27 protein-coding genes are annotated in these 24,887 nt (G+C 55.1%); 7 read left to right on the top strand and 20 right to left on the bottom strand.

Annotated features, from left to right (window positions below; all coding sequences use genetic code 11):
* The coding region (locus PEH01S_RS13335; RefSeq protein WP_127485975.1) for a bifunctional 3-deoxy-7-phosphoheptulonate synthase/chorismate mutase at positions 1 to 672 on the bottom strand (672 nt) is incomplete at its 3' end.
* 681 nt (positions 673 to 1,353) lie between these two features.
* On the opposite strand from PEH01S_RS13335, the gene PEH01S_RS13340 reads away from it, so the two are divergent.
* Positions 1,354 to 2,787 carry an MFS transporter gene (locus tag PEH01S_RS13340; protein WP_127485977.1) on the top strand — a complete coding sequence of 478 codons (1,434 nt, stop codon included), beginning with the start codon at positions 1,354 to 1,356 and terminating at the stop codon, positions 2,785 to 2,787.
* Between the two features lie 51 nt (positions 2,788 to 2,838).
* Complete coding sequence (locus PEH01S_RS13345) at positions 2,839 to 3,636, top strand: inositol monophosphatase family protein (protein ID WP_127485979.1); 798 nt, start codon at positions 2,839 to 2,841, stop codon at positions 3,634 to 3,636.
* 8 nt (positions 3,637 to 3,644) lie between these two features.
* Here the strand turns inward: PEH01S_RS13345 and lpdD are convergent, their stop codons facing one another.
* The 7 genes from lpdD to PEH01S_RS13375 all read right to left on the bottom strand — a co-directional run bounded on the left by lpdD (position 3,645) and on the right by PEH01S_RS13375 (position 9,792).
* Positions 3,645 to 3,998, bottom strand: coding sequence for a prenylated flavin chaperone LpdD (gene lpdD, locus PEH01S_RS13350; RefSeq protein ID WP_025846196.1), 354 nt, complete (start codon positions 3,996 to 3,998; stop codon positions 3,645 to 3,647).
* Positions 3,999 to 4,099: 101 nt separating this feature from the next.
* The gene (locus PEH01S_RS35810; protein ID WP_281281458.1) at positions 4,100 to 4,225 is read right to left on the bottom strand and encodes a hypothetical protein; all 126 of its coding nucleotides are present in this window, start codon (positions 4,223 to 4,225) and stop codon (positions 4,100 to 4,102) included.
* A complete protein-coding gene (locus PEH01S_RS13355; protein WP_246062910.1) occupies positions 4,222 to 5,652 on the bottom strand; it encodes a serine hydrolase domain-containing protein in 1,431 nt (476 codons plus the stop codon). The genes PEH01S_RS35810 and PEH01S_RS13355 overlap by 4 nt, the downstream gene beginning before the upstream one ends.
* A gap of 95 nt (positions 5,653 to 5,747) precedes the next feature.
* A complete protein-coding gene (locus tag PEH01S_RS13360) occupies positions 5,748 to 7,097 on the bottom strand; it encodes an ABC transporter permease (RefSeq protein WP_127485981.1) in 1,350 nt (449 codons plus the stop codon).
* Positions 7,072 to 7,848, bottom strand: coding sequence for an ABC transporter ATP-binding protein (locus PEH01S_RS13365; protein WP_127485983.1), 777 nt, complete (start codon positions 7,846 to 7,848; stop codon positions 7,072 to 7,074). Before PEH01S_RS13365 ends, PEH01S_RS13360 begins: the two co-directional genes overlap by 26 nt.
* 109 nt (positions 7,849 to 7,957) lie before the next feature.
* Positions 7,958 to 9,061, bottom strand: a complete 1,104-nt coding sequence (locus PEH01S_RS13370; protein WP_127485985.1) for a sensor histidine kinase — start codon at positions 9,059 to 9,061, stop codon at positions 7,958 to 7,960.
* Positions 9,058 to 9,792: a response regulator transcription factor gene (locus tag PEH01S_RS13375; protein WP_025846188.1), complete on the bottom strand. Its 735-nt coding sequence runs from the start codon at positions 9,790 to 9,792 to the stop codon at positions 9,058 to 9,060. Before PEH01S_RS13375 ends, PEH01S_RS13370 begins: the two co-directional genes overlap by 4 nt.
* A 148-nt stretch (positions 9,793 to 9,940) precedes the next feature.
* Between PEH01S_RS13375 and PEH01S_RS13380 the strand changes: the two genes are divergently transcribed.
* Entirely contained in the window at positions 9,941 to 10,183 is a 243-nt protein-coding gene (locus PEH01S_RS13380; protein ID WP_127485987.1) for a hypothetical protein, read from the top strand.
* Positions 10,184 to 10,258: 75 nt separating this feature from the next.
* On the opposite strand, the gene PEH01S_RS13385 is transcribed toward PEH01S_RS13380, so the two are convergent.
* The 7 genes from PEH01S_RS13385 to PEH01S_RS13415 all read right to left on the bottom strand — a co-directional run bounded on the left by PEH01S_RS13385 (position 10,259) and on the right by PEH01S_RS13415 (position 16,825).
* Complete coding sequence (locus PEH01S_RS13385) at positions 10,259 to 11,086, bottom strand: undecaprenyl-diphosphate phosphatase (RefSeq protein ID WP_025846185.1); 828 nt, start codon at positions 11,084 to 11,086, stop codon at positions 10,259 to 10,261.
* A 38-nt stretch (positions 11,087 to 11,124) separates the two neighbouring features.
* Entirely contained in the window at positions 11,125 to 11,859 is a 735-nt protein-coding gene (locus PEH01S_RS13390) for an ABC transporter permease (RefSeq protein WP_127485989.1), read from the bottom strand.
* Entirely contained in the window at positions 11,852 to 12,772 is a 921-nt protein-coding gene (locus PEH01S_RS13395; protein ID WP_025846182.1) for an ABC transporter ATP-binding protein, read from the bottom strand. Before PEH01S_RS13395 ends, PEH01S_RS13390 begins: the two co-directional genes overlap by 8 nt.
* An 87-nt stretch (positions 12,773 to 12,859) precedes the next feature.
* On the bottom strand, positions 12,860 to 13,891 hold the full coding sequence (locus tag PEH01S_RS13400) for a sensor histidine kinase (protein ID WP_127485991.1): 1,032 nt from the start codon (positions 13,889 to 13,891) through the stop codon (positions 12,860 to 12,862).
* Entirely contained in the window at positions 13,881 to 14,597 is a 717-nt protein-coding gene (locus tag PEH01S_RS13405; protein ID WP_025846179.1) for a response regulator transcription factor, read from the bottom strand. Before PEH01S_RS13405 ends, PEH01S_RS13400 begins: the two co-directional genes overlap by 11 nt.
* Before the next feature lie 34 nt (positions 14,598 to 14,631).
* A complete protein-coding gene (locus PEH01S_RS13410; protein ID WP_127485993.1) occupies positions 14,632 to 15,228 on the bottom strand; it encodes a TetR/AcrR family transcriptional regulator in 597 nt (198 codons plus the stop codon).
* A gap of 121 nt (positions 15,229 to 15,349) precedes the next feature.
* Positions 15,350 to 16,825, bottom strand: coding sequence for an NAD(P)/FAD-dependent oxidoreductase (locus PEH01S_RS13415; protein ID WP_127485995.1), 1,476 nt, complete (start codon positions 16,823 to 16,825; stop codon positions 15,350 to 15,352).
* A gap of 322 nt (positions 16,826 to 17,147) precedes the next feature.
* On the opposite strand from PEH01S_RS13415, the gene PEH01S_RS13420 reads away from it, so the two are divergent.
* Complete coding sequence (locus PEH01S_RS13420) at positions 17,148 to 18,074, top strand: NAD(P)-dependent oxidoreductase (protein WP_127485997.1); 927 nt, start codon at positions 17,148 to 17,150, stop codon at positions 18,072 to 18,074.
* A gap of 25 nt (positions 18,075 to 18,099) precedes the next feature.
* Positions 18,100 to 18,996: an NAD(P)-dependent oxidoreductase gene (locus PEH01S_RS13425; protein WP_127485999.1), complete on the top strand. Its 897-nt coding sequence runs from the start codon at positions 18,100 to 18,102 to the stop codon at positions 18,994 to 18,996.
* A gap of 70 nt (positions 18,997 to 19,066) precedes the next feature.
* Here the strand turns inward: PEH01S_RS13425 and PEH01S_RS13430 are convergent, their stop codons facing one another.
* Positions 19,067 to 19,468 carry a MerR family transcriptional regulator gene (locus PEH01S_RS13430; RefSeq protein ID WP_025846172.1) on the bottom strand — a complete coding sequence of 134 codons (402 nt, stop codon included), beginning with the start codon at positions 19,466 to 19,468 and terminating at the stop codon, positions 19,067 to 19,069.
* 354 nt (positions 19,469 to 19,822) lie between these two features.
* On the opposite strand from PEH01S_RS13430, the gene PEH01S_RS13435 reads away from it, so the two are divergent.
* A complete protein-coding gene (locus PEH01S_RS13435; RefSeq protein WP_127486002.1) occupies positions 19,823 to 20,416 on the top strand; it encodes a TetR/AcrR family transcriptional regulator in 594 nt (197 codons plus the stop codon).
* 71 nt (positions 20,417 to 20,487) lie between these two features.
* Entirely contained in the window at positions 20,488 to 20,949 is a 462-nt protein-coding gene (locus tag PEH01S_RS13440) for a MarR family winged helix-turn-helix transcriptional regulator (protein WP_127486004.1), read from the top strand.
* Between the two features lie 80 nt (positions 20,950 to 21,029).
* On the opposite strand, the gene PEH01S_RS13445 is transcribed toward PEH01S_RS13440, so the two are convergent.
* The 4 genes from PEH01S_RS13445 to PEH01S_RS34580 form a co-directional block, all read right to left on the bottom strand.
* Positions 21,030 to 21,344 (bottom strand): DMT family transporter, encoded by a 315-nt coding sequence (locus PEH01S_RS13445; protein ID WP_025846166.1) that lies wholly within the window; start codon positions 21,342 to 21,344, stop codon positions 21,030 to 21,032.
* Positions 21,344 to 21,745, bottom strand: a complete 402-nt coding sequence (locus tag PEH01S_RS13450) for a DMT family transporter (protein WP_127486006.1) — start codon at positions 21,743 to 21,745, stop codon at positions 21,344 to 21,346. The genes PEH01S_RS13445 and PEH01S_RS13450 overlap by 1 nt, the downstream gene beginning before the upstream one ends.
* A gap of 79 nt (positions 21,746 to 21,824) precedes the next feature.
* Positions 21,825 to 24,362, bottom strand: coding sequence for an excinuclease ABC subunit UvrA (uvrA, locus tag PEH01S_RS13455; protein WP_127486008.1), 2,538 nt, complete (start codon positions 24,360 to 24,362; stop codon positions 21,825 to 21,827).
* 306 nt (positions 24,363 to 24,668) lie between these two features.
* Positions 24,669 to 24,830 (bottom strand): hypothetical protein, encoded by a 162-nt coding sequence (locus tag PEH01S_RS34580; RefSeq protein ID WP_164827825.1) that lies wholly within the window; start codon positions 24,828 to 24,830, stop codon positions 24,669 to 24,671.
* Between the last annotated feature and the right edge of the window lie 57 nt (positions 24,831 to 24,887).

Raw genomic sequence — 24,887 nt, forward strand, 5'->3', positions numbered from 1 at the left:
CTCGCCCGCCGCTTTCAGCAGCTCGAAGTTTTGCATATTGCGCGCGCCGATCTGAATGACGTCGATATACTCGCATGCCAGTTCCACATGAGCGGGATCAACGATTTCGCTGATCGTTTTCAGATCGAATTCGCCGCCGACTTCCTTCAATATTTTAAGCCCCTCGATGCCCAGCCCTTGAAAATCGTAAGGAGAGGTTCTCGGCTTGAACGCCCCTCCGCGCAGCACGGTAATCCCCGCCTGCTTCAGCGCCGCGGCTACCGTCCGCGTCTGATCGTAGCTCTCCACGGAGCAAGGTCCCGCAATCAGAACGGGATGGCCTCCGCCAACCTTCACATCGTCCCCCAACGTAACGACGGTATCTTCCTTTTGCTTCTTCCGGCTGACCAGAAGCTGCTTCTTATGATCGGTGACCTGAAGATTCAGCGAAGCCTGGAAAATTTGCTTGAACAGGTGCCGGATCGTATCGTCGGTGAAAGGTCCCTTATTGCTGGCTACCAGCTCCGTCAGCATTTGCTTCTCCCGCACGGGGTCGAATTTCGGAATGCCCTGCTTCTCCTTGATGTTTCCAATTTCTTGGGCAATCTTGGCGCGTTCCGACAACAGCTCCAGAAGCTGGCGGTTCGTTTCGTCCAATCTTTGGCGTAAAGGCTCTAAACTCGGTTGGTTCATTTCTCATCCGCTCCTTGAATTGTTTTTGTTGGAACATAAAAAAGGCCCCCCGTCGCAAGGGACGAGGAGCCGTGGTACCACCCTTATTAGAAGTGCTCTCCCTTCGCGGACGAACCGGAGTGCTCTTCTCACTTTCCATCCTTTAACGCAGGACTTACGGGAAACCCTACCAAGAAGCCTTATCCATGATCGATTCAGGCCGCTTATCAGGCACCAGCTCGGGAGTGAACTTCAGCGCAGTGCTCCATCGGGTGCTCTCAGTCGCCGGCACACCGTCCCTGGTAAGAAGCGTTCTTCGCTTACTCTCTCCTTCATTGCTTGTCAGAACATTCAGTTGATTTAGTTAAGATGCATTGTATAACGAAACAAGTATGAAATACAAGAGCATGATTTAAAGCATCTTTGCTTTATAGCGGCGAAGTATTTTTTAGTTGTATCAAGCGGAACTTCCGGCTTATTGCGTGGGGTTGCGCGAATTCCGTTTAAAAATTGCAGGAAAAGGCATTGACATTCCGATTGAATATAAGTAGTATTATGGAATACTACTACGGACAAAGGAGGCATTTACATGGCACCCGCCATATTTTAAATTTTTATTAAGCAGCCCTTTATCGCTTTTTTCGCCCTATTAATAGTAGTATTTTTAAATACTACTAAATTCACTTCAAAGGAGATTCATCTATGAGTCAGGCAAATGTTAGTGCTTCCCAACCGTTGGAAGCCAAAAGATGGTGGGCGTTGTCCGTTTTGCTGCTTGGCACGTTCATGGTTATTCTCGATTCGTTTATTGTCAATGTCGCCATCCCGTCGATCCAAAGCCAGCTTCAAGCCTCGTCTACCCAAATCCAGTTTATCGTTGCCGCGTACGTTCTCAGCTATGCGGTGCTGCTGATTCCGGGGGCGCGGATCGGCGATTGGATCGGCAGGAAAAAAAGCTTCATTCTCGGCATGATCGTGTTCGTCGCGGCATCGGCTTTGTGCGGTATCGCGACGGGCGCGCCGTTCCTGATTTTTGCGCGCGTGATTCAAGGGATCGGCGCAGCGATCCTGATCCCGCAGGTGCTGTCCATTATCCATGTCATCTTCCCTCTGGAAGAGAAAGGCAAAGCGATCGGTCTGTACGGTGCGGTCAGCGGTCTGGGATTAATCGCCGGACAAATCGTCGGCGGCCTGCTGCTCCACTTCGATGCGCTCGGACTGGGATGGCGCAGCGTCTTTTTGATCAACATTCCGATCGGCCTGCTGGCCGTTCTGCTGATCATTCCTCTCGTTCGGGAAAACCGTTCCAGCGAGAAAAAGAACATCGACGTATGGGGAATCGTCCTCCTGACGTGCAGCCTGCTCTTGTGCATTTATCCTATGGTCATCGGAAGGGAAGCCGGCTGGCCCCTTTGGGTATATGCCTGCTTTCTGGGAGGGCTAGCGTTTCTTCTCGTGTTCGTTTGGCATGAGAAAAAGCTGCTTCGCAACGGGAAATCCCCGCTCATCCCGGTGGCTATCTTCCAGGAGAGATCGTTTACCGTCGGCGTTTTGGCGCTCATCGCTTTCCAATTAGGGAATTCGGGCTTTTTTCTCACCGTCTCGATCACGCTGCAGGATGGGCTGATGCTGTCTCCGATGCAATCCGCCGCGGCCTTTATGCCGATCGGCATTGCGTTCTTCGCCGCTTCCCTGCTGGCTCCGAAATGGCTGAATCGCGCAGGGACGGCCGTTCTGAAGTGGGGCGCATGGCTCATGGCCGCCGGTTATGCCGCCGTCATCTGGTTCATCTGCGCGGGTGGCGCGTCGCTTGATTGGCTGCCGCTGCTGATTCCGTTTCTGCTTATCGGATTGGGTCAAGGACTCGTCGCGTCCCCTTTGATGAAGACGATCTTGTCGGGCATTCACAGCCAATATGCGGGCTCCGCCTCCGGCGTGCTCACGACCTGCATGCAAACCGCCAACGTTCTCGGGGTCGCGGTCATCGGCACGATTTTCTTCTCCTTCTTGACCGGACACGGCACAGAGCCGTACCTGCACGCCTTCGTGATCGCGCTCGCGTGCAGCATTGCCTTAAGCATCGTGACGTTCTTTTTCATTCTGGGTTTACAAAACCGGCAAAAGGCGGCCGCATGATAGCCGTTTTTGACCGGCAGCTTTTGATCATATCTAAGGAGATGGAAGACTGTGGTACAAGTGAATGTAAACGAATTGCAGGAGTTATTCGCCGGCCTCGGAGAGCAGTTAAAGCAGAAGTATAACCACCGCACGGCTCCCCGCAACCGCGAAGAAATGTTCGCCAGATTCTCGGAAGCCAACGTCTGGGCCACCGGACAACTCACACCGGTGCTGCAGCGAAAATACCCGGATATTCAATGGTCCTATGCCGATATTGATCCGGAGCTGCAGCATACCGCTTCGGCATCCAAGCAGGCGTATTGGGTGCTGGACCCGGTAGACGGAGGCGTTCATTTGCATCAAGGGTTCAGCTCTTGGTCGATGGCCCTGTGCCTGATGGAGGACGGGGAGCCTGTCTTCTCGCTCGTCTACGACCCTAACCGGCGCGAATTGTTCCACGCCGCCCGCGGGCAAGGCGCGTTCCTGAACGGAACCCGCATCCGGGTCGGGGAGAAGTCCGCGCTGCACGACGCCTTCTTGGTAACGGCCCCCCCTTCTTTGCCGGATGAAGAACCGTTAACCGCACAGCTCGCCGCCGACGGGATCAGCAAGCTGCTTCCGCGCGTATTCGGAGTTCGTATGCTGGGCTCCGTCGCGCTTCAACTGGCCTATGTAGCCAGCGGAAAAATGGACGGGTATTGGGAATTCGGCGATGATTCCTACGACCGGATGGCCGGAGCCCTGCTCGTCCGGGAAGCCGGGGGGATCGTTACGGATATCCGGGGCGAATCGTTTACCGTGGGCTCTTCGGGCATTATTGCCGGCAATGCGGCGATGCATGCCGCCATTCGGCATACGCTGGGTTAACAAACGCTTCACCTGCCGTGTTCCCCCAGGACACAGCTTTCGAGAGCGGCCCTCATCTTCCCGTGCACGAAAGCAATAATATGTGCAATATCCTGCTTCGTCGCGCTATCGATGTGGATTCCCATAATCACGACGGCACGATGGCGCAGCTTCGACGCTGCGCTTTCGGCCAATTCCTTAACCAGCTCCCCTTCCCGGTGCCCGGGCACGGATATCGTCTCCGACCGGACCGCCCCTTCATGCCAGTAAGCGCAAGCGACCGCGCCCACATGCGCCTCTCCCCCGGTCACCAGAAACACATAATCGTCCCCCGCCCGATATGAATCGATTCGAATCCCGTAGTCGTTACCGTTATTTTCCATGTCCTGCCCCCCTCGGATACATTTACCCTACGCCGTTTCGTCTCGGGAAGCTATGAGCCGAATCACGAAGGAAGGAACAATCCGTCCAGAAACAGGACAGGCTATGAAAACAAAATTCGGATCATGTCAATTAACGGCCGGCCATTCACGAACGGAGCGTGAAGCAGCAAGGTTACGATGGCCGTGGTCATCGCGGCGGCGGCCAAATTTTCCAACACCTTGATCATCCGCTTACCCTCCTGGAAGCCGGTCTCTTGCTCCCCAAGCTACTGCGGAGGAGCAGAACGGTTTTGATCGCCCCCACACCCAACAACACGATGGGGATGAACAAGAGCGCATGGCCCGCGCCGGGAAAAAACAGCGTGACGACCGACCATGGAGCCGGGTCCAGCTTAGGGAAATAAATCAATACCGCCAAAGGAAGCAGCACATTCAGGAACAGGATAGACACGGCATGCACGGTTATGCGCAGCGGCGTCGCCTTGAATTTTGTTTTCCAGGTCCACAAGCTGTAGACGGATCTGACGAGCAAAGCGAGAATGACCGCCATAATCAGATCCAGGATCAGGTACGTCTTCGTATAATCGGGCAGTTCGGCTGCCGAGCGTTCCTGACCGTGAACAATTCCGTTCAGTCCCGAGGCGATGCTGTCGTAGGAAGAGAGAAAATCGTAGGCGTTGATCAGCAGGACAATGCCGTAATCCCCATCCATCGCCATAAACGAATACGTATTCTCCGTAATGCCGTTATGAAAAATGACGCTGTTGTTGACGCTCCACCCCATGCCGTAAAATAACCCGTCTGCGATCGGCGCCACCGGCTCGTGCATTTGCCGGACGCCTTGCTCGGACAAGACGGTTCTGGCTTGGAAACGGCCTCCGTTCAGCTGAGCGATCAAGTAATTCGCCATGTCTTCGGCGCTGGAGATCAAGTAGCCTGACGCGACGGTCGCCTCGTGATTCCATTGCTTGGTTGGGACCATATAGCCGAAAACGGGCTGATAGCCGGTTGCCAGACCGTCGCTTCGGGCTGGATCCGGGGCGGCGTAGCTGTGGTTCATCGCCAGCGGCTTAAAAATATGGTCGCTCACATATTGGGCATACGGTTTCCCGGAGACCGCTTGGACGATCCCGCTAAGAATATTGTAGTTGACGTTCGAATATTCATACCCGGAGCCTGCGGGCCTGGCAAGCGGCGTATTTTTCAGGTCCCGGATATGCTGTTCGATCGACTTGTCTCCTTCTACCATTCCTTTGCGCCCGGTATAGATGGAAAATCCGCTGGTTTGATTCAATAAGTGCCGTACGGTTATTTGGGAAGAGGCTGCCTCATCGGCGGTTCGAAAATATGGCAGATACCGCTGCACCGGCGCATCAAGCTCAATCTTCCCGGCCTCCGCCAGCTGCATGACCGCGAGAGCGGTGAACGATTTGCTGGTGGAACCGAGGACAAAAGGCGTCTGCGGCGTGACGGGCGCTTGATCCGGGCCGGAGATGCCGTAGCCCTTCAGGTAGACGGTCCGGTCGCCCTTGACGATCGCCAAGGCCGCGCCCGGAATGTGAAGCCTGTCCATGGCCGCTTCGACATAGGCATCGATTTTGGCAGGATCGATCTGAAACGTTTTCGCTTCGGCCTTGGCCGATAGCGGGGACACGACCCATCCAACAACAATTTACATTAAAAGAAATATATGGTTTGTTTTTGCGCAAAAAATTTTCATTGTCTTCTCTCCTTCTATCTTCGTTCCCTTTAAGAAGCTGCGCCGCGCAGCACACGGTTCATATAACCTCTGCAAGCGACGACAAAGTAAACCGTCTGCATGGCCATATATACGCCGATGACGACGAACGAATAAAGCCAATTGGATAAATGAAGCAGGTTATCCAATGCCTTCATCGCGACCAGCGCGTGGGCAATGCCGATCAGACAGGGCGCGAAGAAAATGACGCCGACCTGCGGAACGACGATTTTGCGGATTTCATCCCCGGTGATGCCGATTCGGGTCAAAGCCTTGAATTGCGCCCGATCCTCCTGCAGCTCCGTAAACAGCTTGAAATAAATCATGCTCCCGGACGCGATGAAGAACAGCAGGCTGATGAAGAGGCCGATAAACATCGTTAAGGCGATGACTTCTCTAACATTATCGTATTGCGTCTTCATCTCCTGGTATTGCCCGGCAACCGCAAGCATATACACCGCGCTCGAAGCCGTTAAAATGACCGCGCTCAAAATCGAGACGATGAACAGCACGCGGGCGTTGTCTTTCATTTTGTAGCCGAGCTGGGCATAGACGAGCATATTCGTACGATCATAGTAGATGCCGGCGCGCTTCCGGATCAGTCGCAGGAACAGAAAGCTGAACTGTGTAAACAAAAGATACGTGCCAAGGATCACCGTAAGCAGAATCAGCAGCACCTTCAGATCGAAGTACGACTCGTTCAACGTCAGCGCCAGGCTGTAGCCCGTTCCCAGGCAAACCACCGCAAGCATCGCAAGCCAGCGCGAATAGACGCGCTGCCCTTTCGGCTTGCGCGAAGCTTTCAGCCGATCGGCGATTTCCGCACGGCTCATGCGCAGCGTCGTCCACAGCGAAATGAGCGTGAACAGCAGGAAGAACCCCCCGGCCGTTGCCCACACCGCTTGCTGCGGAACGGCAAACGGGATCGTATCGCGCATCCCGAGCAGTACGCCAAGCCCCATAAAGAACAGCTTGCTGAACAGAATGCCAAGCCCGATGCCCGCTCCGATCGACAGCGCCGCAATCGCCGCGTTCTCGTACAGCACAAGCTTGCGGAGCTGCGCGCGGGTCATCCCGAACAGCGAGAACAGGCCGAACTCCTGCTGGCGCGTCATCACAAAGGCGGAGTTGGAATACAGCACGAACAGGAACGAGAAGATGACAATGACATACTCGCAAAATACCATGCCCTGCCGGACTTTCGCGGCGGCCAGCAGCCGGCCGCTCACCACCTCGGGATGAGCGAGAAACGCGGCATAGATGTAGAAGATCATGACGGAAAACACGCTGCTCATAAAAAACGCGCCGTACGACCGCCAATTGCCGCGGATATTGCTAAGCGCGAGCGAGCGGAACGTCATCGAAATTCCCTCCCAGCACGCTGAGCGCGTCCAAAATTTGTTGGAAGAATACTTGCCGGCTCGCACCGCGCCGCAATTCCGAGAACAGCTTGCCGTCTTTAATAAACATGATGCGCCGGCAGTAGCTCGCCGAGAAAGGATCGTGCGTGACCATCAGCACGGTCGCATGGAAATGCTCGTTCATCTCTTGGAGCGCATCCATGACCTCCTTGGCCGCCTTCGAGTCCAGATTCCCGGTCAGCTCGTCGGCCAGCAGCAAGGACGGCTTGTGAATGAGCGCCCGCGCAATCGCCGCGCGCTGCTTCTGCCCGCCGGACACCTCATAGGTACGCTTCCCGAGCAGCCCGGCGATTTGCAGCCTTTCGGCAAGCGGCTCCAGCCGCTGCTCGATCAGGTGGGGAGCCATCCCTTCCAGAACGAGGGGCAAAATCATATTTTCCTTGATCGACAACGTGTCCAGCAGGTTGAAATCCTGAAACACGAAGCCAAGCTCGCGCCGCCGGAATAACGCCAGCTGCTTATCGCTCAGCGTCGACGGATCAACCCCGTTGATCTCGATGCGCCCGGACGTCGGACGGTCCATCGTTGCCAGCAGATTGAGCAGCGTCGTCTTCCCGCTCCCCGACGGCCCCATGACGCCGACAAACTCGCCCGCCTCGATGGTCAAATCAATATCCTCCAACGCTTGGTAAATGATATTTCCAGGGGAGCTGTATGTTTTGCCGAGTCCCTGCGCTCTTAGTACACTCATCGTTGCCCGGTTCCTCCTTCGTTGCTGTCTTTGATGTCTATAGCGCTAGTATAGCTCGGAGGAGGCGACGGTCCCATCGATTTGCGTGACATTGCACCTTACAAACTTGTCACCTGGAGCGCATGCCCCGTTCTCCCTTGTCACCTAACGCACAAATGCTCCGGGGATGAAAGAATACGGTAAACGTCGTTCCCTCGCCCAGCTTTGACCCTACGGACAACCGGTGTCCGAGTCCGCTGAATACCTGCTTGGCCAAATAGAGTCCCATGCCGGTCGACTCTCCGGCCTCCCGTCCGTTCTCTCCGGTGAAGAACGGGTCGAAGATTCGCGGCAGATCGTGGGGGGCAATTCCGATCCCCTCATCCGTCACGCTCAGCTTGCTGCCCCCGTCCGCATCCGGCTCCAACCGGAAAACGAGCTTCTTGGCTCCCGGCTTGGCCTTGCTGTATTTGATCGCATTGCTGACAAACTGGTTCAGAACGACCGTCATCCATTTTCCGTCGGTTTCCGCCCATGCCTCGCCTTCGATCTGCGGAAAGATAGAATGCCGGATACAGAGCCGCTTATGCGCATTCATGACGGTGCGCACCAGCTCGTGAAGCGCCGTTTGCCGGAAATGGAGATCCATTCGAAACTTATCGAGACGCGCCGTATTCAGCATCAGATCGAGCCCTCTCGTCATGCGGTCGGCTTCCTCCTGCAGGCTGAGCGCAAGCTGCTTTTGCTCCTCTTCCGTAACGGGCAGCTGCGTCAAGGTATCCTGCACCAGCAAATCGATAACGGATACGGGGGTTTTCATATGATGCACCCATTGCAGCACAAAATGATTGTGCTGCTCCTGTTGGCGGCGGTATTGCCCAAGCTCATTCAGATAAGCGCTGTGCTGCTCCTGCAGCAAACGTGTGACAAGCCGCTGCTCGCCCGTAACCGCGGACTGGACGATGGCGGCGGCCTGCAGCTCGCCGGACCGCTCCGCCGCATGCTCCAGCTGCTTGTAATACGCTCTTTGGCGTATATAATCAACGGCCAGCCACACGCCGGCCAAGAATAATCCGAGGATGACAAAATAGGAGATGGTGCCCGTCCCAATCCCTTCTGGATTGCGCGCCCGTTCCAGCAGCATAAGCCCGGCGCCGAGTCCGATCAGGAGGAGGCAGACAAGCGCATAAACGAGCCGATCCCGCAAAAATAGTACGGCCGACGCCCTCCTCATACGCCCGATTCCTCCCGTCCGTCGCGTAAGAGGAGCATATAGCCTTGGCCGCGCACCGTCTCGATGGCTTTCGGCAGTCCCAATTCCTCCAGCTTTTTCCGAAGCCTCGTCACATTGACCGTTAACGTATTGTCATCGACAAACTGCACATCGTCCCACAGCGCCTCCAGTAGCTGCTCCCGCGAGACGATCCGCCCCGGCTGCCGCATGAAGCATTCCGCCAGCAGCCGCTCGTTCTTCGTCAGCATGGCTTTCCGCTTCTCCCATACCAGCTCGCCCCGTCCGAGGTGCAGCCGCAAGCCATGCGCGTTCAGCTCCGCTTCCGGCGCTCCCGCAGCCGTGCCGTCATGTCCGGCAGCAGCATATTCCCCGTAGACTCTTCGGAGCACGCCCTTGATCTTCGCCATGAGAAGATCCAACGGGATCGGTTTCGTAATATAGTCATCGCCGCCGTTCTCGATGGCCATCACCTGATCCATCTCCCCGGCCCGCGCGGAGATGAAAATGATCGGCACGCTCGAGCGCATGCGAATTTGTCTGCACCAGTAATAGCCGTCAAAATACGGCAGGTTAATATCCAGCAGCACCAAGTGCGGCGCGTAGGCTTCCAGCTCGGGCAGCAGCTCGCGGAATTGTGTTGCGCACGCCGCCTCGAAGCCGTATTTCTCCATATTTTTTTTCAGGACGGCCCCGATTTTGTCGTCGTCTTCTATGATGTGAATGCGGTACATAGCGATTCCTCCCAAGTTTTCAACAGACACTACCAAGATAGCAGGATCGCCGCCGCCAAGCAATTTTAATTTCGCATCAGCCTGATGTAATCCATTTGTATATTATCCAATAAAATGGTACTTTCACTTCTAGAAGGGTGTGATGAACGTGAAAAAAGCAATGGCTATTGGCCTCGTTATAGGATTGGGCATTTTTGTATCTTGGCTTTCTCTGCCCGATCGCCCCGATACTTATGTGGTTTTCGCTCATGCGACAAACTTAAATCAAGAACTAACGACGGCTCTTACTAACCGTTTGAAGCAAAACCATATATCCTATCAGCTTGATGCGAATGGGAATGTCTTTGTCCTGGAAACCCGTTTGAAAGATGCTGTCATTTGCTGTTCATAGCATATTTATGGTTTGCTCACAAAAAAAGCCTAACCCCGTTTATGACAGGGTTAGGCTACTCAAACAAACTCTCGTTTACAGAAAAACAAAATAAATAACAGCGGCGAGCACCAGACGGTAGATCGCAAACGGTACGAGCTTGATGCGGTTGATCAGCTTCAGGAAGAAGCGGATCGACAGAAGCGCAAAGACGAAGGCGCTAATAAATCCGACGACGAAAAACGGAATGGCGTCCATCGTGATCGAGTCCCAGCTCTTGAGGAGCGACAGGAAGCTTGCTCCGGCCATGATCGGCACAGCCATAATGAAGGTGAAATCCGCAGCCGCGCGGTGGCTCATCCCGAGCAGGACGCCGCCGGAGATGGTCGAACCGGAACGCGAGAAGCCCGGCCACAGGGACAAGCATTGCACCAGTCCCACAAGGAACGCCTGCTTGTATGTAATCTGATCGGCCGTCTCCGTCTTCGGGCGGCGGGGGCGGAACCAATCGGCCGCGAGCATGAGCACGGCTCCGAGCACCAGTCCGACGACGACCGTTTTCGTAGAGAACAAATATTCGTCGATATAATCGTCGAACAGCACGCCAAGGATCCCGGCCGGAACCAGTCCGACGAAGACCTGCAGCAGATTCAAGCGCGGTCCGGAAGACGTTTGCCCCGGCATTTTCTTAAGTCCGAGCAAGTTCATGAACCGGTCCCACATCAGAACGACGACCGCCAGAATCGATCCCAATTGAATGACGATCTTGAACGTATTCGCGACGCTCGGGGAAAAAATTTCTTTGGATTGGAACAGGAAATCGTCTACGATGATCATATGGCCGGTAGAAGAAACTGGCGCGAACTCGGTTAGACCCTCCACGAGTCCCAGAATTAAAGCAACAAACGCTTCCCACAAATTCAACAGCTCCACACTCCTATTTTCTCGTCTGTTTATCTATATCAATGAATATCTACCTTCTTGAAGTAGATAATCGTTGCCGCAAGTCCGATGATCGAAGCTGCGATAATCGCGGCGTAAGAAAAAGCCGGCGGATATTCGGGAACGAAAGCTTCGTTGGCGATGACGTACGTAGCGGACCAAGGAAATAAAGCCTTGTATTCCGATTCGGAAAGCACTACGTTGGCCATCGTAATCATCGCGGTAAAGATGATGGTGGGAACATAATTTTTGAACAAAAAGGTGATGAACATCGTCGGAGTGCACAGAAGAAACAGAAGCGCGCCTCCCACGACAAATTGCTTCAAGGATTGGAGCACCAGAGCCGCAGTCAAGCCTTCAAACTGGCCGATCAGCCCCAGGATCAGCGTCAGCAACCAAATAATGAGCGTTAGAGCCATAATCCACAGGAACAGCAAAATCAGCTTGCTTGCAATCAGACTGAGTCGGGATACCGGGATGGTCAATAGATTTTTCAAGGTATCTTCCGCATATTCCCGATGAAACAGATACGCCGTAATGACTCCGTAGAGCAGGGTGCCTACAAGCAAAATCACGTACATATTCGTGTTGATAAAAGCGACCTCGAACTGAATGGGAGTATCGGGATGCTTGCTTTTCATTTTCAGCAAAGCAAGAAACATCATGATAGGGGCCGACACGGCTCCGAGCATGCTGACCATAAACATCTTGGCCCGCTTCAGTTTGATCAGTTCCGTATAGAGCAAGTTAGCCAATCGTCCCGCCCCCTATCAATTTTATAAAGTAATCTTCCAATCTGTCTACACTCGTTGTCATTTTTGTGACTTCTATCCCATGCTCCACCAGCATCCGGTTGAGCTTGCCCTGCTCGCCGATATGACTGTACACCCGGATCACCCGTTCGTCGTGAACCTCATAGTCCGTAATGCCGAAATGCTTCTCCAGCAGCATCGCCGCTTTATTGTCGTCGGACACTTGAAACTCAAGGTATTTGCGGTTCCGCTTGCGGAGCTCGTCGAATGAAATTTCTTCCAGAAGCTTCCCTTGATGAACGACCCCGATCTGGTCGGCCAACTGCTCGACTTCGGACAAAATATGGCTGGAAACGAGAATCGTTATTTTTCGTTCCTCGGCGAGAGATTTGATCAGCCTGCGGATTTCCTTAATGCCCACCGGGTCCAGCCCGTTGGTAGGCTCGTCTAAAATCAACAGCTCGGGATGATGGAGAATGGCTCTGGCGATCCCAAGCCGCTGCTTCATCCCCAAGGAATAGCTGCCGACCAGCTTTTTCGTTTCCTGATGCAGACCGACGATTTCCAAAGCTTCGTCCATGGCGTTTTTCTTATGTACGCCCATCAGCTTGGCGTTGATCAACAAATTCTCGCGGGCCGTTAAATTCTCATAAAATCCGGAGAACTCGACAATCGACCCGATTCTTCTTAAAATCTCTTTCTGGTTCTTTTGAAGACTTTCGCCGAAAATCTCAATTTCACCATGCGTCGGCTTGATTAAACCGAGCAGCATGCGGATGGTCGTCGTCTTCCCCGCGCCGTTCTGTCCAAGAAACCCGTAAATCTGTCCTTGACGCACATTCATTTCCAGGTTGTCCACCGCTTTTTGAGTTCCGTAAATCTTCGTTAACCGCGTCGTTTTGATAACCGCACTCAAATCGTTACCCCTCCTGCTTTCATCAGATCGTAATTTCATGATAAGCAGGCGATTTTAAATGCCTCTTAACCAGTTCTTAATTGTTTCTTAATCTCGGCTCGGAGCACCGCGCTTCGGGATCGCGAAGCCGAAGGTCGTTTTCACGCCGGGCTCGCTTTCGGCCCACAAAGTCCCCGAATGCTTCTCGGCGAGCGCCTTCGCTATAGCCAGACCTAACCCGCTCCCTTGCGCGGAAGGATTCCTTGCCCGGTCCGTACGGTACATCCGTTCGAACACGCGAGGCAAATCCTCCGGCGAAATCCCGCTCCCCCGGTCCCACACCAGCAGCTGGTACCTCCCTGCGGCCTCCGTCAGCTCGATGCCCAAGACTTTACCGTCTTTTCCATGCTCGACGGCATTTTTGATCAGATTGCTTACGAGCCGCAGCACGCTTACCCGGTCGGCCACGATGAAGCAGGCTTCCTCCGGAATGTTGGCTTTTAACTCGATAGCATATTTTTTCAGCTTGGGCAAAAATCCGATCACCGATTCCCGGACAATTTCCGCAAAATCCAGCGTCTCCGGCTTCAACGGAATTTCGTCGGCATCCAGCTTGGCAAGCTCGAAGATTTCGTCGATCAGCTCCTTCAAGGCGACGGTCTTCCGGGACAAAATGTCCAAGTACCGCTGCTTCTCCTCGCCGGAAGCCGCGATGTCATCCTTCAACGCATCCGCATAGCCGATAATCGATGTGAGAGGAGTCCGGATATCATGGGAGATGTTGGACAGCAGACTTTTTCTCGCCGCCTCGGAGCGGATCGTGCGGACGTGAACCTTAGCCAACTGCTCGATCAATTCATTGATCGAAAAGATCACCTCGTCAAAGTGACGGTCGTCGCCCGCAAGCAGCCGGGTATTCATATTGCCTTGCGTGGCGCGTCTCAGCGCAGCCGCCATGGACTTCAGCCTCGCCGTGAACCGGTACCGGACGTAAAGATGGATGACCGTTACGGCAAACAACACAGCGAATAAAGCCCCGCGGACGATGCCTTGGGGCTGGTAAGTCCAATCCACGATGAAAAGAGCGGACAAGACGATCAACTGTGCGATAAGGAGAACGGCGCCCTTGTCATACTTCATCTTTGTCACCTGCAAACTTGTATCCGATGCCCCATACGGTCTGAATCAATTTCGGATCGGACGGGTCTTCCTCGATTTTCATCCGGAGCTTGCGGATATGAACCATCACGGTATTGTCGTCCTCCAAATAATCGCTGTCCCATACCTGCCGGAACAGCTGCGTCTTCGTAAACACCTGCTCGGGATGCGAAGCCATAAACTTCAGCAGCTCGAACTCTTTGCCGGTCAGCGTGATCTCTTCCCCGCCTCTCGTGACCGTATACTTTTGCAAATGAATCGTGATGTTCTTAAAGCTCAGCACCGTTTCCTGCTGCGGACCGCTTTCACTGCCCAAGACCAGGAAACGCCGCAAATGGGCTTTAATCCGGGCGACCAGCTCATGGATGCTGAAAGGCTTCGTAATATAGTCGTCCGCCCCGATGCTCAGCCCCAATACTTTATCGATTTCCTGATCCTTGGCCGTGAGCATGAGAATCGGAACATTCGTCTTCATGCGAAGTCTCCGGCATACCTCGATGCCGTCGATCTTGGGCATCATCAAATCAAGCAGAATCAGGTTATAGCGGTGCGCTTCGAACAGACGAAGAGCTTCCTCCCCGTCTGCCGCCGCGTCGATCCGATACGTTTCTCTTTCCAAATAGGTTTTTACCAGCTCGCGAATTTCCCGATCGTCGTCGGCAATCAAAATTCGAATATCCTGCTGCATCATTCCACCTGCTTTTTTTCTGGGCATTCCCCGCTTAAGGGCCGGTTACCATCCGCATCAAGATGTCGCCGCTTGGAATCCGGTAATTTTCTTCGTCCTGGGCATTCAGTATCATCAGACTGGAAAGAACCGATAAATAAGCGGAAATGAGCTCTACGGGATCGCCTGCCGCAATATCGCCCGTCTGCTGTCCTTCCTGGAAGACGGGAAGCAGCTCATCCACAAAGCTTTTCAAGGAATACTGGGCAATAAGTTCTTTGGCCTTCTCCGGGACGCCTTCGGAGGTGCGCGCTTGATAGATCAGCATGAAGTAAGGCCTGCCGCTTTCGTCGAGAATGTCTTTCGTTAAACATTTTATTTTGTCGAGGGGCGAGCCCTGCAGGCCGTGGATGCTCTTCATCGCGTCATGCGCTCCAATCATTGCCCTTTGAACAAGGGTGATGAAAAGCTCGTCCTTCGATTTGAAATAATGGTACAGCAAGCCGTGACTGATGCCGGCCTCGGCCGCAATCATGCTCATTTTCGTTCCGGCGATCCCCCGCCGGGAAAACACCTTAAGCGCGGCCTCGATAATTTGTTCCTTGCGCTCGTCGCGTATCTGGTGCAATTGCTCATCGTTTAAAGGCGCCAATGATTATTCCTTCCTTTGCCTGAAAATCTTACGGCCATTCCTGGATAGATAGACATCGTCTATGAGTATACCATTTCTCATGATCCGATGGCTATTATACCGGCTCCGGGTTGTAAGCCCTCTAACGGCTCGTCGACGGATAAGGCGCTGCGGAGAAGGAGGGCACGATGTCATCCCACACGTGTTCCAGCGGCTGTCCGTACTGCTGCGCAAGCTCGGCAAGCCACTCTCGGCCTTCCTCCGACGCCGTGAGCACGCTAGTCACCAGATCCGGATTCAGCATTTCCCGCGGCGAGAGCGACAGCGTATTCACGGCCCAGTACAGTCCGTACAGCTCAAAATCAGGCCCGGCCGTCGCACGCTTCAGATGCAGATCGAGATATTTCCGGCCGAACGAAATGCCCTTCAGCGGCTCCGCACCTGCATACTCGACCCCCTCCCACTGCAGATCGTTCGCGCAGTTCAGCCACCAGGCCGGTTCGATCGCAGCCTGAATTTTTCGGAGCGCCCGCTGTTCGAATTGCGGTCCGGGGGCCTCCCGCTGCTCGCGCAGGCAAGCTTCCAGCACCTCCGTTTCGATCGCGGCCACGGTCATGCCTTGACCGAAGATCGGATCGTAGATGCAGAAAGCGTCTCCCAACACCAGCAGTCCGGACGGCCACCGGTCCATTTGTTCGTAATGATGACGGTGCAAGGCCGGCACCCGAAATCCGCGCGGGGCTGTGACCGGTTCCAGCCCTTGCAGCAGCTCGGCAATGAGCGGGCTCGGAAGCTGGGCGACCGCCTGCTCAAACTGCTCTGTATCCGTCGGGGGATAATGACCGCCCGGTCGGTAAAGCGTCACCTCCGCGATTTGGTTCTCGATAATCGAGAAAACTCCCGTGAACGTACCGTTTGCCGGCTGCCCCCCGATGATCACGGTATCCCACGTCTCGGTTAAATGGGCTTGGCCGGGAGGAATCCGGTACCGCCGGGTGCTGTAGCCCAGGTTGACCTTCAGCAGGTCCGGCTTCGGCACGCCGTATCCCAGATTTTCAAGCCATGCGGTCAGCTTGGACGACCGCCCGCCGGTATCGATGACCAGATCGGCCATCAGAGCCTTTTCCTGCCCGCCCGATCCCCGTTCCCGGACCGCAATCCCCGTGACGGCGGCATGGTCCGGCGTCGTCAATAAGCGCAGCGCTTCATGTCTCGGAAGAAACCGGACGCCGGGAAGCTCCCTAACGCGCCTGCGGATAACCCACTCCAGCAAGGCCCGGCTGAACTTGTAATCGTCGCGCGGATACTGGACGACCACGCTTCCGTATTGATTCATGTTATGTACGGTCTTGTTCAGCACCGACCGGGCTCCCTGCTCCGCCAAATCCAGTTCGAAGTCCGGAAACAAGCGGGACATAATCGTTTTGCCCCGTTCGGTGAAGCGATGCGGGTGAAACGATTGAGGCGTGCCAGCACGGTCCTCCGGATGGGCGGGAAAATCGTCCTTCTCCACGATCACGATCTCCTCGTAATAATCCGAAAGCACCCGCGCCGACAGCAATCCGGCAATGCCTCCTCCAATGACGAGGGCCGTTCCTTTTTTTTGCATGCTGTTCATAGGTATCGCTCCTTTTCTTGTCATAGATTGACTAGGTCAGTCAATAATCTGACGCAGCTATTCCTGCAGGCTGCAGCTGAACCGTACTAGAGGCAAAAGGCTCCGGCACGATCCGGTTACCCCAGATCCGTCTGCAAATGGCAGGACATGAAGCCCGGCCCTTTTTTGGATTGACTGAATCAATCAATTTTAAAATACGCTGCTTTTCCTTTTTTGTCAACCACAATTTTTTGTCTTGCCAAAATAAAAAATTGTTATTGACATTGCCACTAGTGTCAATCTCTTAGAATAAGGCTCGAACCCATTGAAGGAGGTGCTTGCATTGAAACATAGCAGTCCAAGCGAGAAAGAAACCCATGAGCAGGCAGGAGCAGCCGGCCGCACGCCGGTAACGGTGATCGGTCTGGGGATGATGGGGTCGGCGCTCGCCGATGCGTTCCTGAACGCAGGCCACCGGACGACCGTCTGGAACCGCTCGGCCGACAAGGCCGACGCTCTCGTCGCCAAGGGAGCCGTCCGTGCGGCTTCCGCAGCCGAAGCGGTGTCGGCGAGCCCGCTCATCGTCGTCTGCGTGCTGGACTACGAGGCCGTACACGAGATCCTGGGTCCCGCAGGCGGACGATTGGCCGGCCGTACGCTGGTGAATCTGACCAACGGGAAGCCGGAGCAGGCGCGCAAGGCGGCGAAGTGGGCTAATGAACAAGGAGCAAACTACCTCGACGGCGGGATTATGGCGGTGCCCCAGATGATTGCGGGGCCTGAGGCATTCCTGCTTTACAGCGGATCGCCGGAAGCTTTCGAAACGTATCGGAGGGAGCTGGACGTTCTCGGCGCCGGCAAATACTTGGGCGAAGATGCCGGGCTGGCCGCACTCTACGACCTGGCTCTGCTCACGACAGCGTACGGATTGATCGGCGGTTTTTTCCATGCCGTGGCATTGGTCGGCACGGAAAAGGTCGAAGCGGCGGCGTTCACCGCGCTTGTCATTCCGTGGCTGCAGGCCATGATTGCCTCTCTGCCCTCGCAAGCACAAGCGATTGACGCGAACAATCATACGACCGATGTCTCCAGCCTCAACATCAACAAAGTGGGCTTCGTGAATTTGATCGAAGCCAGCCAAGAGCAGGGCGTCAGCACCGAATTGGTCGCCCCGATTCAAGCGCTGGTCAATCGGGCGGTCGCAGACGGCTATGGAGCAGACGGCCTTACCAGATTGGTCGAGCTGCTAAAGAAGCCGCAATTGTTGTAAACCCAATTACTAGGAGGTTATCCCAATGAATACGAATGCCGCAAATGAAAACCGCACGCCGGTAACCGTTCTCGGCCTGGGTCCGATGGGTCAGGCGTTAGCCGGCGCGTTCCTGAAGGCAGGCCACCCGACGAACGTCTGGAACCGGACGGCCGGAAAAGCGGACGCTCTTGTCGCCCAAGGAGCAGCTCTCGCGGGTACGGTCGTTGACGCCGTCGCCGCCAGCCCGCTGGTCATTGTCTGCGTATTGGACTACAACGCCGCGAATGCCATTCTCGCCCCGGCAGCGGACGCCTTAAAGGGGCGGACGCTGGTCAACCTCACCGCCGATTCGCCGGAGCGGGCCCGCGAAATGGCCGCATGGGCCGCCGCCAGAGGAATCGACTATCTCGACGGCGCGATTATGACCCCTACCCCGACCATCGGGCAGCCTACGGCAGTCCTGCTGTATAGCGGACCGGAAGCGGTGTACGAGGCCAATCAACCGGCATTAGCCAGTCTAGGGGGGACTCCCGCATATCTCGGTACGGACCCTGGAAGGGCGGCCGCCTATGATGTAGCTCTGCTCGACATCTACTGGACGGCCATGAGCGGCTATATGCACGCCCTCGCTCTGGCCCGCGCGGAGCATATCGCAGCCAAGGACCTTGCGGCGTATGCCCGGGGGATTGTCGGCATCATGCCAGACATTATGACCGAGCTCGCACAGCAGGTCGACGACGGACGTTACCCGGGGGATAAGTCCAACATCCTCTCGGCTGCGGCCAGCATGGAGCATATCATTCATGTCGCTCAAGCCCGCGGGATCGACGCCGGCGTATTGAGCGCCGCTCATACCGTCGCCAGGCAGGCCATTGACGCCGGTCAAGGCACCGACGGATTCTCGCTCCTCGCCGAGCTGTTCGGCAAGCCGTCTGCGTAATCCCGCGGCAGCCGAAGGTCTCATAAAGAAAACGATCCCGGTCCGTTCACCGGACTGGGATCCATCCTCATCACAATGTGCCTGGCGGTTCAACACCTGCCGTCGTCGCGGTTCCCCTGGCTTTCATTTGACGGATTTGCTTTTCCAACCGCTGCTGAACCGTGGCCAATGTGCTCATTTGCTTGTTAATCTCATTCAGCTTCTCCTCATAAACGGCCAGCATTTCATCGCAATATTCGTCCGCTTCATACTCCGGATAATTGTCCTTGCAGTTCAATACTTGCTCTATTTCTTCGGTGGACAGACCTAAGCGCAAATAGATTTGGATCGCTTTTACACGCTCGACGGCCGACTCGTCGAACTCCCGGTAATCGTTCTCCAGCCGGTTCGCCGTAAGCAGCTTCTTCTTCTCATAATGCCTGATCGAACGCGGGCTGGCGCCGGTTGCTCTGGACAGCTGACTGATTTTCACGGTAAATGCCTCCTTTACCAAAGATACTCAATTCCTAATTATAAACCATGACATTAGTGTTAAGGTAAAGATGCAATTTTTCAAGGACCGCTGCTGCGTCGACCGCACGGAACGATTACCGGCCAAGCCCCGAAAATCGTCACAGCATAAAGCTCGTTTCATCGGCCATCCGCGAATCCTCCGTCTTTCGCTTTTATTTGCCATGTTCGCGATAATTTGTTCCATGCCGTACTTTTTGCCCAGCGGCGTTAGCGAAAAAGCGGACCCGCCGCCTCCTTGACAAGGAAAAGGAAGCCGTATAGAATTATTTTACATCATGTTAGTGATCACTAACATTCATGGGAGGTGAACAAGATGAGCTCGGGCGGTATTCAGCTTAACAGCAGCGATAAAATTCTTTTGGCCGCCATCGATCTCATGGCCGAGAAAGGGTACAAAGGCGTATCGACGAAGGAAATCGCCGCAGCGGCAGGCTTAAGCGAGATGACGCTTTTCCGCCATTTCGGGAGCAAGCAGAATGTGCTGGAGGCGGCCATGGACCGCTTTTACTATGCCGTGGAGATGACGAAGCTTTTTCAAGAGAGCTTGGTATGGAACCTGGAGGCTGATCTGCTTCTGATCGGCAAAACGTATCATCAACTCATGAACCGCAACAAAAAGATTTTTCTGATCGCACTCAAAGAAGGCAGCCAATTGCCCGGATTCCAAGAAAAGGCGAACAAGCACCCGTATCAGCTGAAGGAGCTGTTAACCGGTTATTTTGACGCCATGCAAAGGAAAGGCCTGATGATTCCGGCCAATCCGGAGGCACAGGCGCTCGCTTTCATGTGGATGAACTACGGCGCGTTTGTGAGCAATGAAATCAGCGGCGCTCCGGTAACAACCATGCCGATGAACGAGTTTATCGAAGCAAGCGTCCGGCTGTTCGTCAAGTCCTTGACCCCCTAGTTTTACAGCGCATAAATGTTAGTTAGTGCTAACTATCATGATGTCCATCTTTCATAAGGAGGCTGCAGAGCATGTCTTCGATAAAAGTGGAAAGAAAAAAACACTTCTCCCATTATTCCGATAAACCGATCGGCTGGTATTTGAAGCGCGTCGATAAAATGATTACGCAGAACGTTAACGACCTGTTCCGTGATAAAGAATTAACCCGCACGCACTGGCAGGCGTTAAACAATACGTACCATGAAGGCGTCAAGACGAAAGAAAGTTTGCACGAATTGGTGCAGGATTTTGTCGACATGAAGCGATTGGACGAGGTCATCGATTCTTTGGTGGAACGGGGCTGGATGGTGCGCAGGGCAAATCCGGAGCAGCACACCACCGAGCTGGAATTGACGGAGGAAGGCAAGGCGGAGTTCCCTGCGCTTGACGCCGTTCTCTTCAACTTCGATCAACGCGTATTTCAAGGCATCACCGAAGAAGAGTACCGTACGACGATTCAAGTATTAAGCCGGATTATTCGTAATTTGGGTTAAATAAACTCAAAAACCGGGATCATCCGTACAGGATCGGTCCCGGTTTTTGAGTTGCGCCGCAGCGCGGTTCGCTGAACGAATCAGCCCGTCAACCGGAGCCCGGCAATGGTCAAGGCAATTCCCACCATACAAATGAGGCGAAGCCCGCTTCTCGGCTCTTTAAAGAACAGCATGCCGACGGCCGCAGAGCCCAGCGTCCCGATCCCCGTCCAAACGGTGTATGCAACGGATAACGGTATTTCCTGCATGGCTTGCGTCAGCAAACTGAAGCTGGCAAAAAAACCGCCGTAAAGCATCAGGTTGTTGGTCCAGCTGTTGTTCTCGGCAACCTTCTTGATCCCGATCACGCCGACAATTTCGAGCAGACCGGCCAAAATCAAATCGCCCCAGGCCATCAGGCGCCTCCCCCTTTCTTGCCGCCGCCTTCGGATAATTTCAATCCCACAATAAATGCAGCCAGCAGTAAAATAAGCGTCAGCTTCAGGGGAGGGAACGGTTCGTTCAGATAAACGGCGCCCACGACGATCGTTCCAATCGCTCCGATGCCGGCAAACACCGCGTATACGGTGCCGATCGGCAGTACTTTAGACGCCCGAACCAGCAGATCGAAGCTGGCAAAGATGGCAATCAAGGTGTGTATTCCCAGCACTCCCGTTTTAAAGCTGGTGGCCCAAACGATTTCGAGAAGGCCCCCGATCACGACATAGAGCCATGCCCTGCCTGCAGGCAGCGCTTTTCCCCGCTCCGTCCCCGTGCCGGCCGGAGCTTGACGATCGTCCTCCCTCGGTTGAGTCATTGTGGTTTTCCCTCCTACCGTTTTTGCCGTTCGCCGATACATCAGACCTGCGGCCGCCAAGCAGCGGACAGCTTCGCTTTTATCCGCTCAGCGCGTTCCTCAAAAAGACTGCGGTATAAGATCCGCCTGCTTGTGCGACATGCTCCGGTGTGCCCTGCGCGACAAGATAGCCGCCCGCTTCTCCGCCAGCCGGTCCCAGATCGACGATCCAATCCGCCTCGCGGATCAGGTCAAGATGATGTTCGATAACGACAATCGTATTTCCTGCATCTACCAGTTTATTCAGCAGGAGGAGAAGTTGACGCACATCGGAAGGATGAAGTCCCGTCGTCGGTTCGTCCAGCAGGTATAGGGTATGCCCTTTTGATTTTTTGCTCAACTCCTTGGCCAGCTTGAGACGCTGGGCCTCTCCTCCGGACAGCGTGGTCGCCGGTTGGCCCAGCTGCAAATAACCGAGCCCGACTTCGCACAGCAGCGCCAGCTTTTCCGCCAGCTCGCGATGCCCGCCGAAGAAATGCAAGCTTTCCCGCACCGTCATATCCAGAAGCTCGGAGATGTTCTTGCCCTCGTATGTGACGCTCAAGATGTCGTCCTGAAACCGCCTCCCGCCGCAATCCGGGCACACGGCCTCCACGTCCGGCAAAAAATGCATATCCAGCAGCAGCACGCCCAGCCCCTGGCATTTCTCGCATCTCCCCCCGGGAACATTAAACGAAAAATGCTTCGACGACAGCTTTCTCCGCTTGGCTTCCGGCAGTTCGGAGAACAGATTGCGGATTAACGTAAATACGTCGGTATAGGTGGCGATGTTGGATCGCAGAATACGTCCGATGGGCGCTTGATCGACCGTAATCATTTTGTCGATCTGTTCGAACCCGTCAATGCTTCCGCATGCCAAGCCCGCCTCCGTGCGCCCTTGAACATGCTGCCGGCCGGCCGGATCGATCAGGTCGAATAGCAGCGTCGATTTTCCGGAGCCGGAGACGCCGGTAATGGCAATTAGCGTGCCTAAAGGAAGCTCGACCGTGATGTTTTTCAGGTTTCGCGCATACGCGTCGCGAACGGTTAAGAAGCCGCCGTTGCCGGGTCTTCGCCCCGAAGATAATGGCCGGCCATGATCGTTTCGCAGAAATTGTCCCGTGACCGAGCCGGGATTCGCCTTCAGCTCCTCCAGCGTACCGGTGCCGACGACCGTCCCTCCTTGCCGGCCTGCGCCCGGCCCCATATCGATCACGTAATCCGCTGCTTCCATCACATCGACGTCATGCTCGATCACGAGCACGGTATTTCCCAGGTCGCGCAGCTGCTGCAGCACGCCGATGAGCGAAGCCGTATCCTTCGGATGCAGCCCTGCCGTCGGCTCGTCAAGAACGTACAAGACGCCGCTAAGACCCGAGCCTAAAAGCGATGCCAGCCGGAGACGCTGCGCTTCCCCGCCGGACAGCGTGTTGGCCTGCCGGTCGAGTGACAGATACCCCAACCCGACCTTCGCAACCCGCCTCATGCGCTCCGCGATGTCGTGGATGATCGGGTCCAGCACGTGCTGTCCCGCTTCGGAGAGGACGGGCCGCACCTCCTCCAGCCATGCCATCAAGCGGTGAAGCGGCCATGACGCTATTTCCGCAATCGATTGTCCGCTGATCGTGACCCGGCGGCTCTCGCTTTTCAGGCGCGTTCCTTCGCAAGCGGGACAAGGGCGCCGGGTGAAATAGCCGGCCAGCTTCTTCGACTGGGCGGTATCTCCGGCCTGCTCCCGATGGCGCCGGTTCAGATAGGTCAGAACGCCCTCGAACCGGCCTTTTCCGACCGACTTGGGCGCCTTGATTCCCGGAAAGCGCCCGGCAAACCGCTCGCTCTCCACGCCGTAAAGCAGCAAATCCCGCTGCACCGGACTGTAATCTTTCATGGGAGCGTCCGGATCAAACGAAAACCCGTAATGCTTGGCGGCAGCTTGCAGCACGTCCGAATAATAGTCGATGAACATGCCGTCCCAAAAGGTGACGCAGCCTCCGCGCAGACTCCGTTCTTCATCGAAGATAAGGCTCGTTTCCAGACTGGTCAGGATTCCCATTCCCGCACACGCTTCACAAGCTCCTTCCGGCTTGTTAAAGGAGAAATGGGCCATCCTCAGCTTGGGGACGGCATGCCGGCATCGGGGACAGCGGTCCGTTCCCGAACTAGGGCTCTCCTCCAGAAGCTTGGCCCCGGGGACCGCTCCTTCCGCCACCGGTTCGAACGAGGGCCGGATCGTGGCGCCGCACGACGGACACGGCCGCTCCCCGAGCCTGGCGTACATCACCCGCAAATACGTATAAATCTCCGTTACCGTTCCCAGCGTGGATCTTGGGTTCCGGTTGGCGGTCTGCTGCCTGACCCCAATCGACGGGGAAAGACCGGTGATCGATTCCACCTTCGGTTTGTCGATCGCATCCGTGACCATGCCCATGGATTCCATGTACTGCCTCTGGCATTCCTTCTGCAAAATGTCCATAGCCAGCGTCGATTTTCCGGAGCCGGACAATCCGGTCAAGACGACGAGCTTGTTCTTCGGAATGCTTAGCGAAACGTGCTTCAAATTATTTTCATAGGCGCCTTGGATGACAATGGCTCCTTCCATGCCTGCAGCCTCCCCGTTTCAATCTGCCTTGGGTACCATTCCATTCTATTCAAGTATACGGGATGTACCTGACATCTATTGTCATATTGGATCGAAGCCTGCGCCTGAAGATTTACCGGAAAATGACGATAAGGGGGAAATTGCAATCGAAATAGAAGGACGTGGATGAGGTCGAAGCGTAGCAGGCATGGGATGCTGCTTGAAGAAATTGGGGAGGCGGCCGGATCGCCTAACCGGAGCTTGACGCGCAGCCTGCGCCGAAACGCGGACTGCACGCCTGCGGCTCCGTTCCGCCGCCGAAGCGGGCTATTCCTGCTCCAAGACGCCGGCCGTTTCCTGAGATGCCATTTGCTTCTGCGCGGAGGCAACCGGGTTCCGGTTATGCTCGAATTCGAATATTTCGCTATAGGACTCCGTGCCGCTTTCTTGCGTCTGCTTTTCTTTGTTTGGGGCATTAAATTCCGCCATCGGGTTCCCTCGCTTGTCGTTCGTATTGTCTTCCACATGTATAGAATATCCAGTCCG

The sequence above is a fragment of the Paenibacillus ehimensis NBRC 15659 genome (assembly GCF_004000785.1).
GTDB classification, from domain to species: domain Bacteria; phylum Bacillota; class Bacilli; order Paenibacillales; family NBRC-103111; genus Paenibacillus_G; species Paenibacillus_G ehimensis.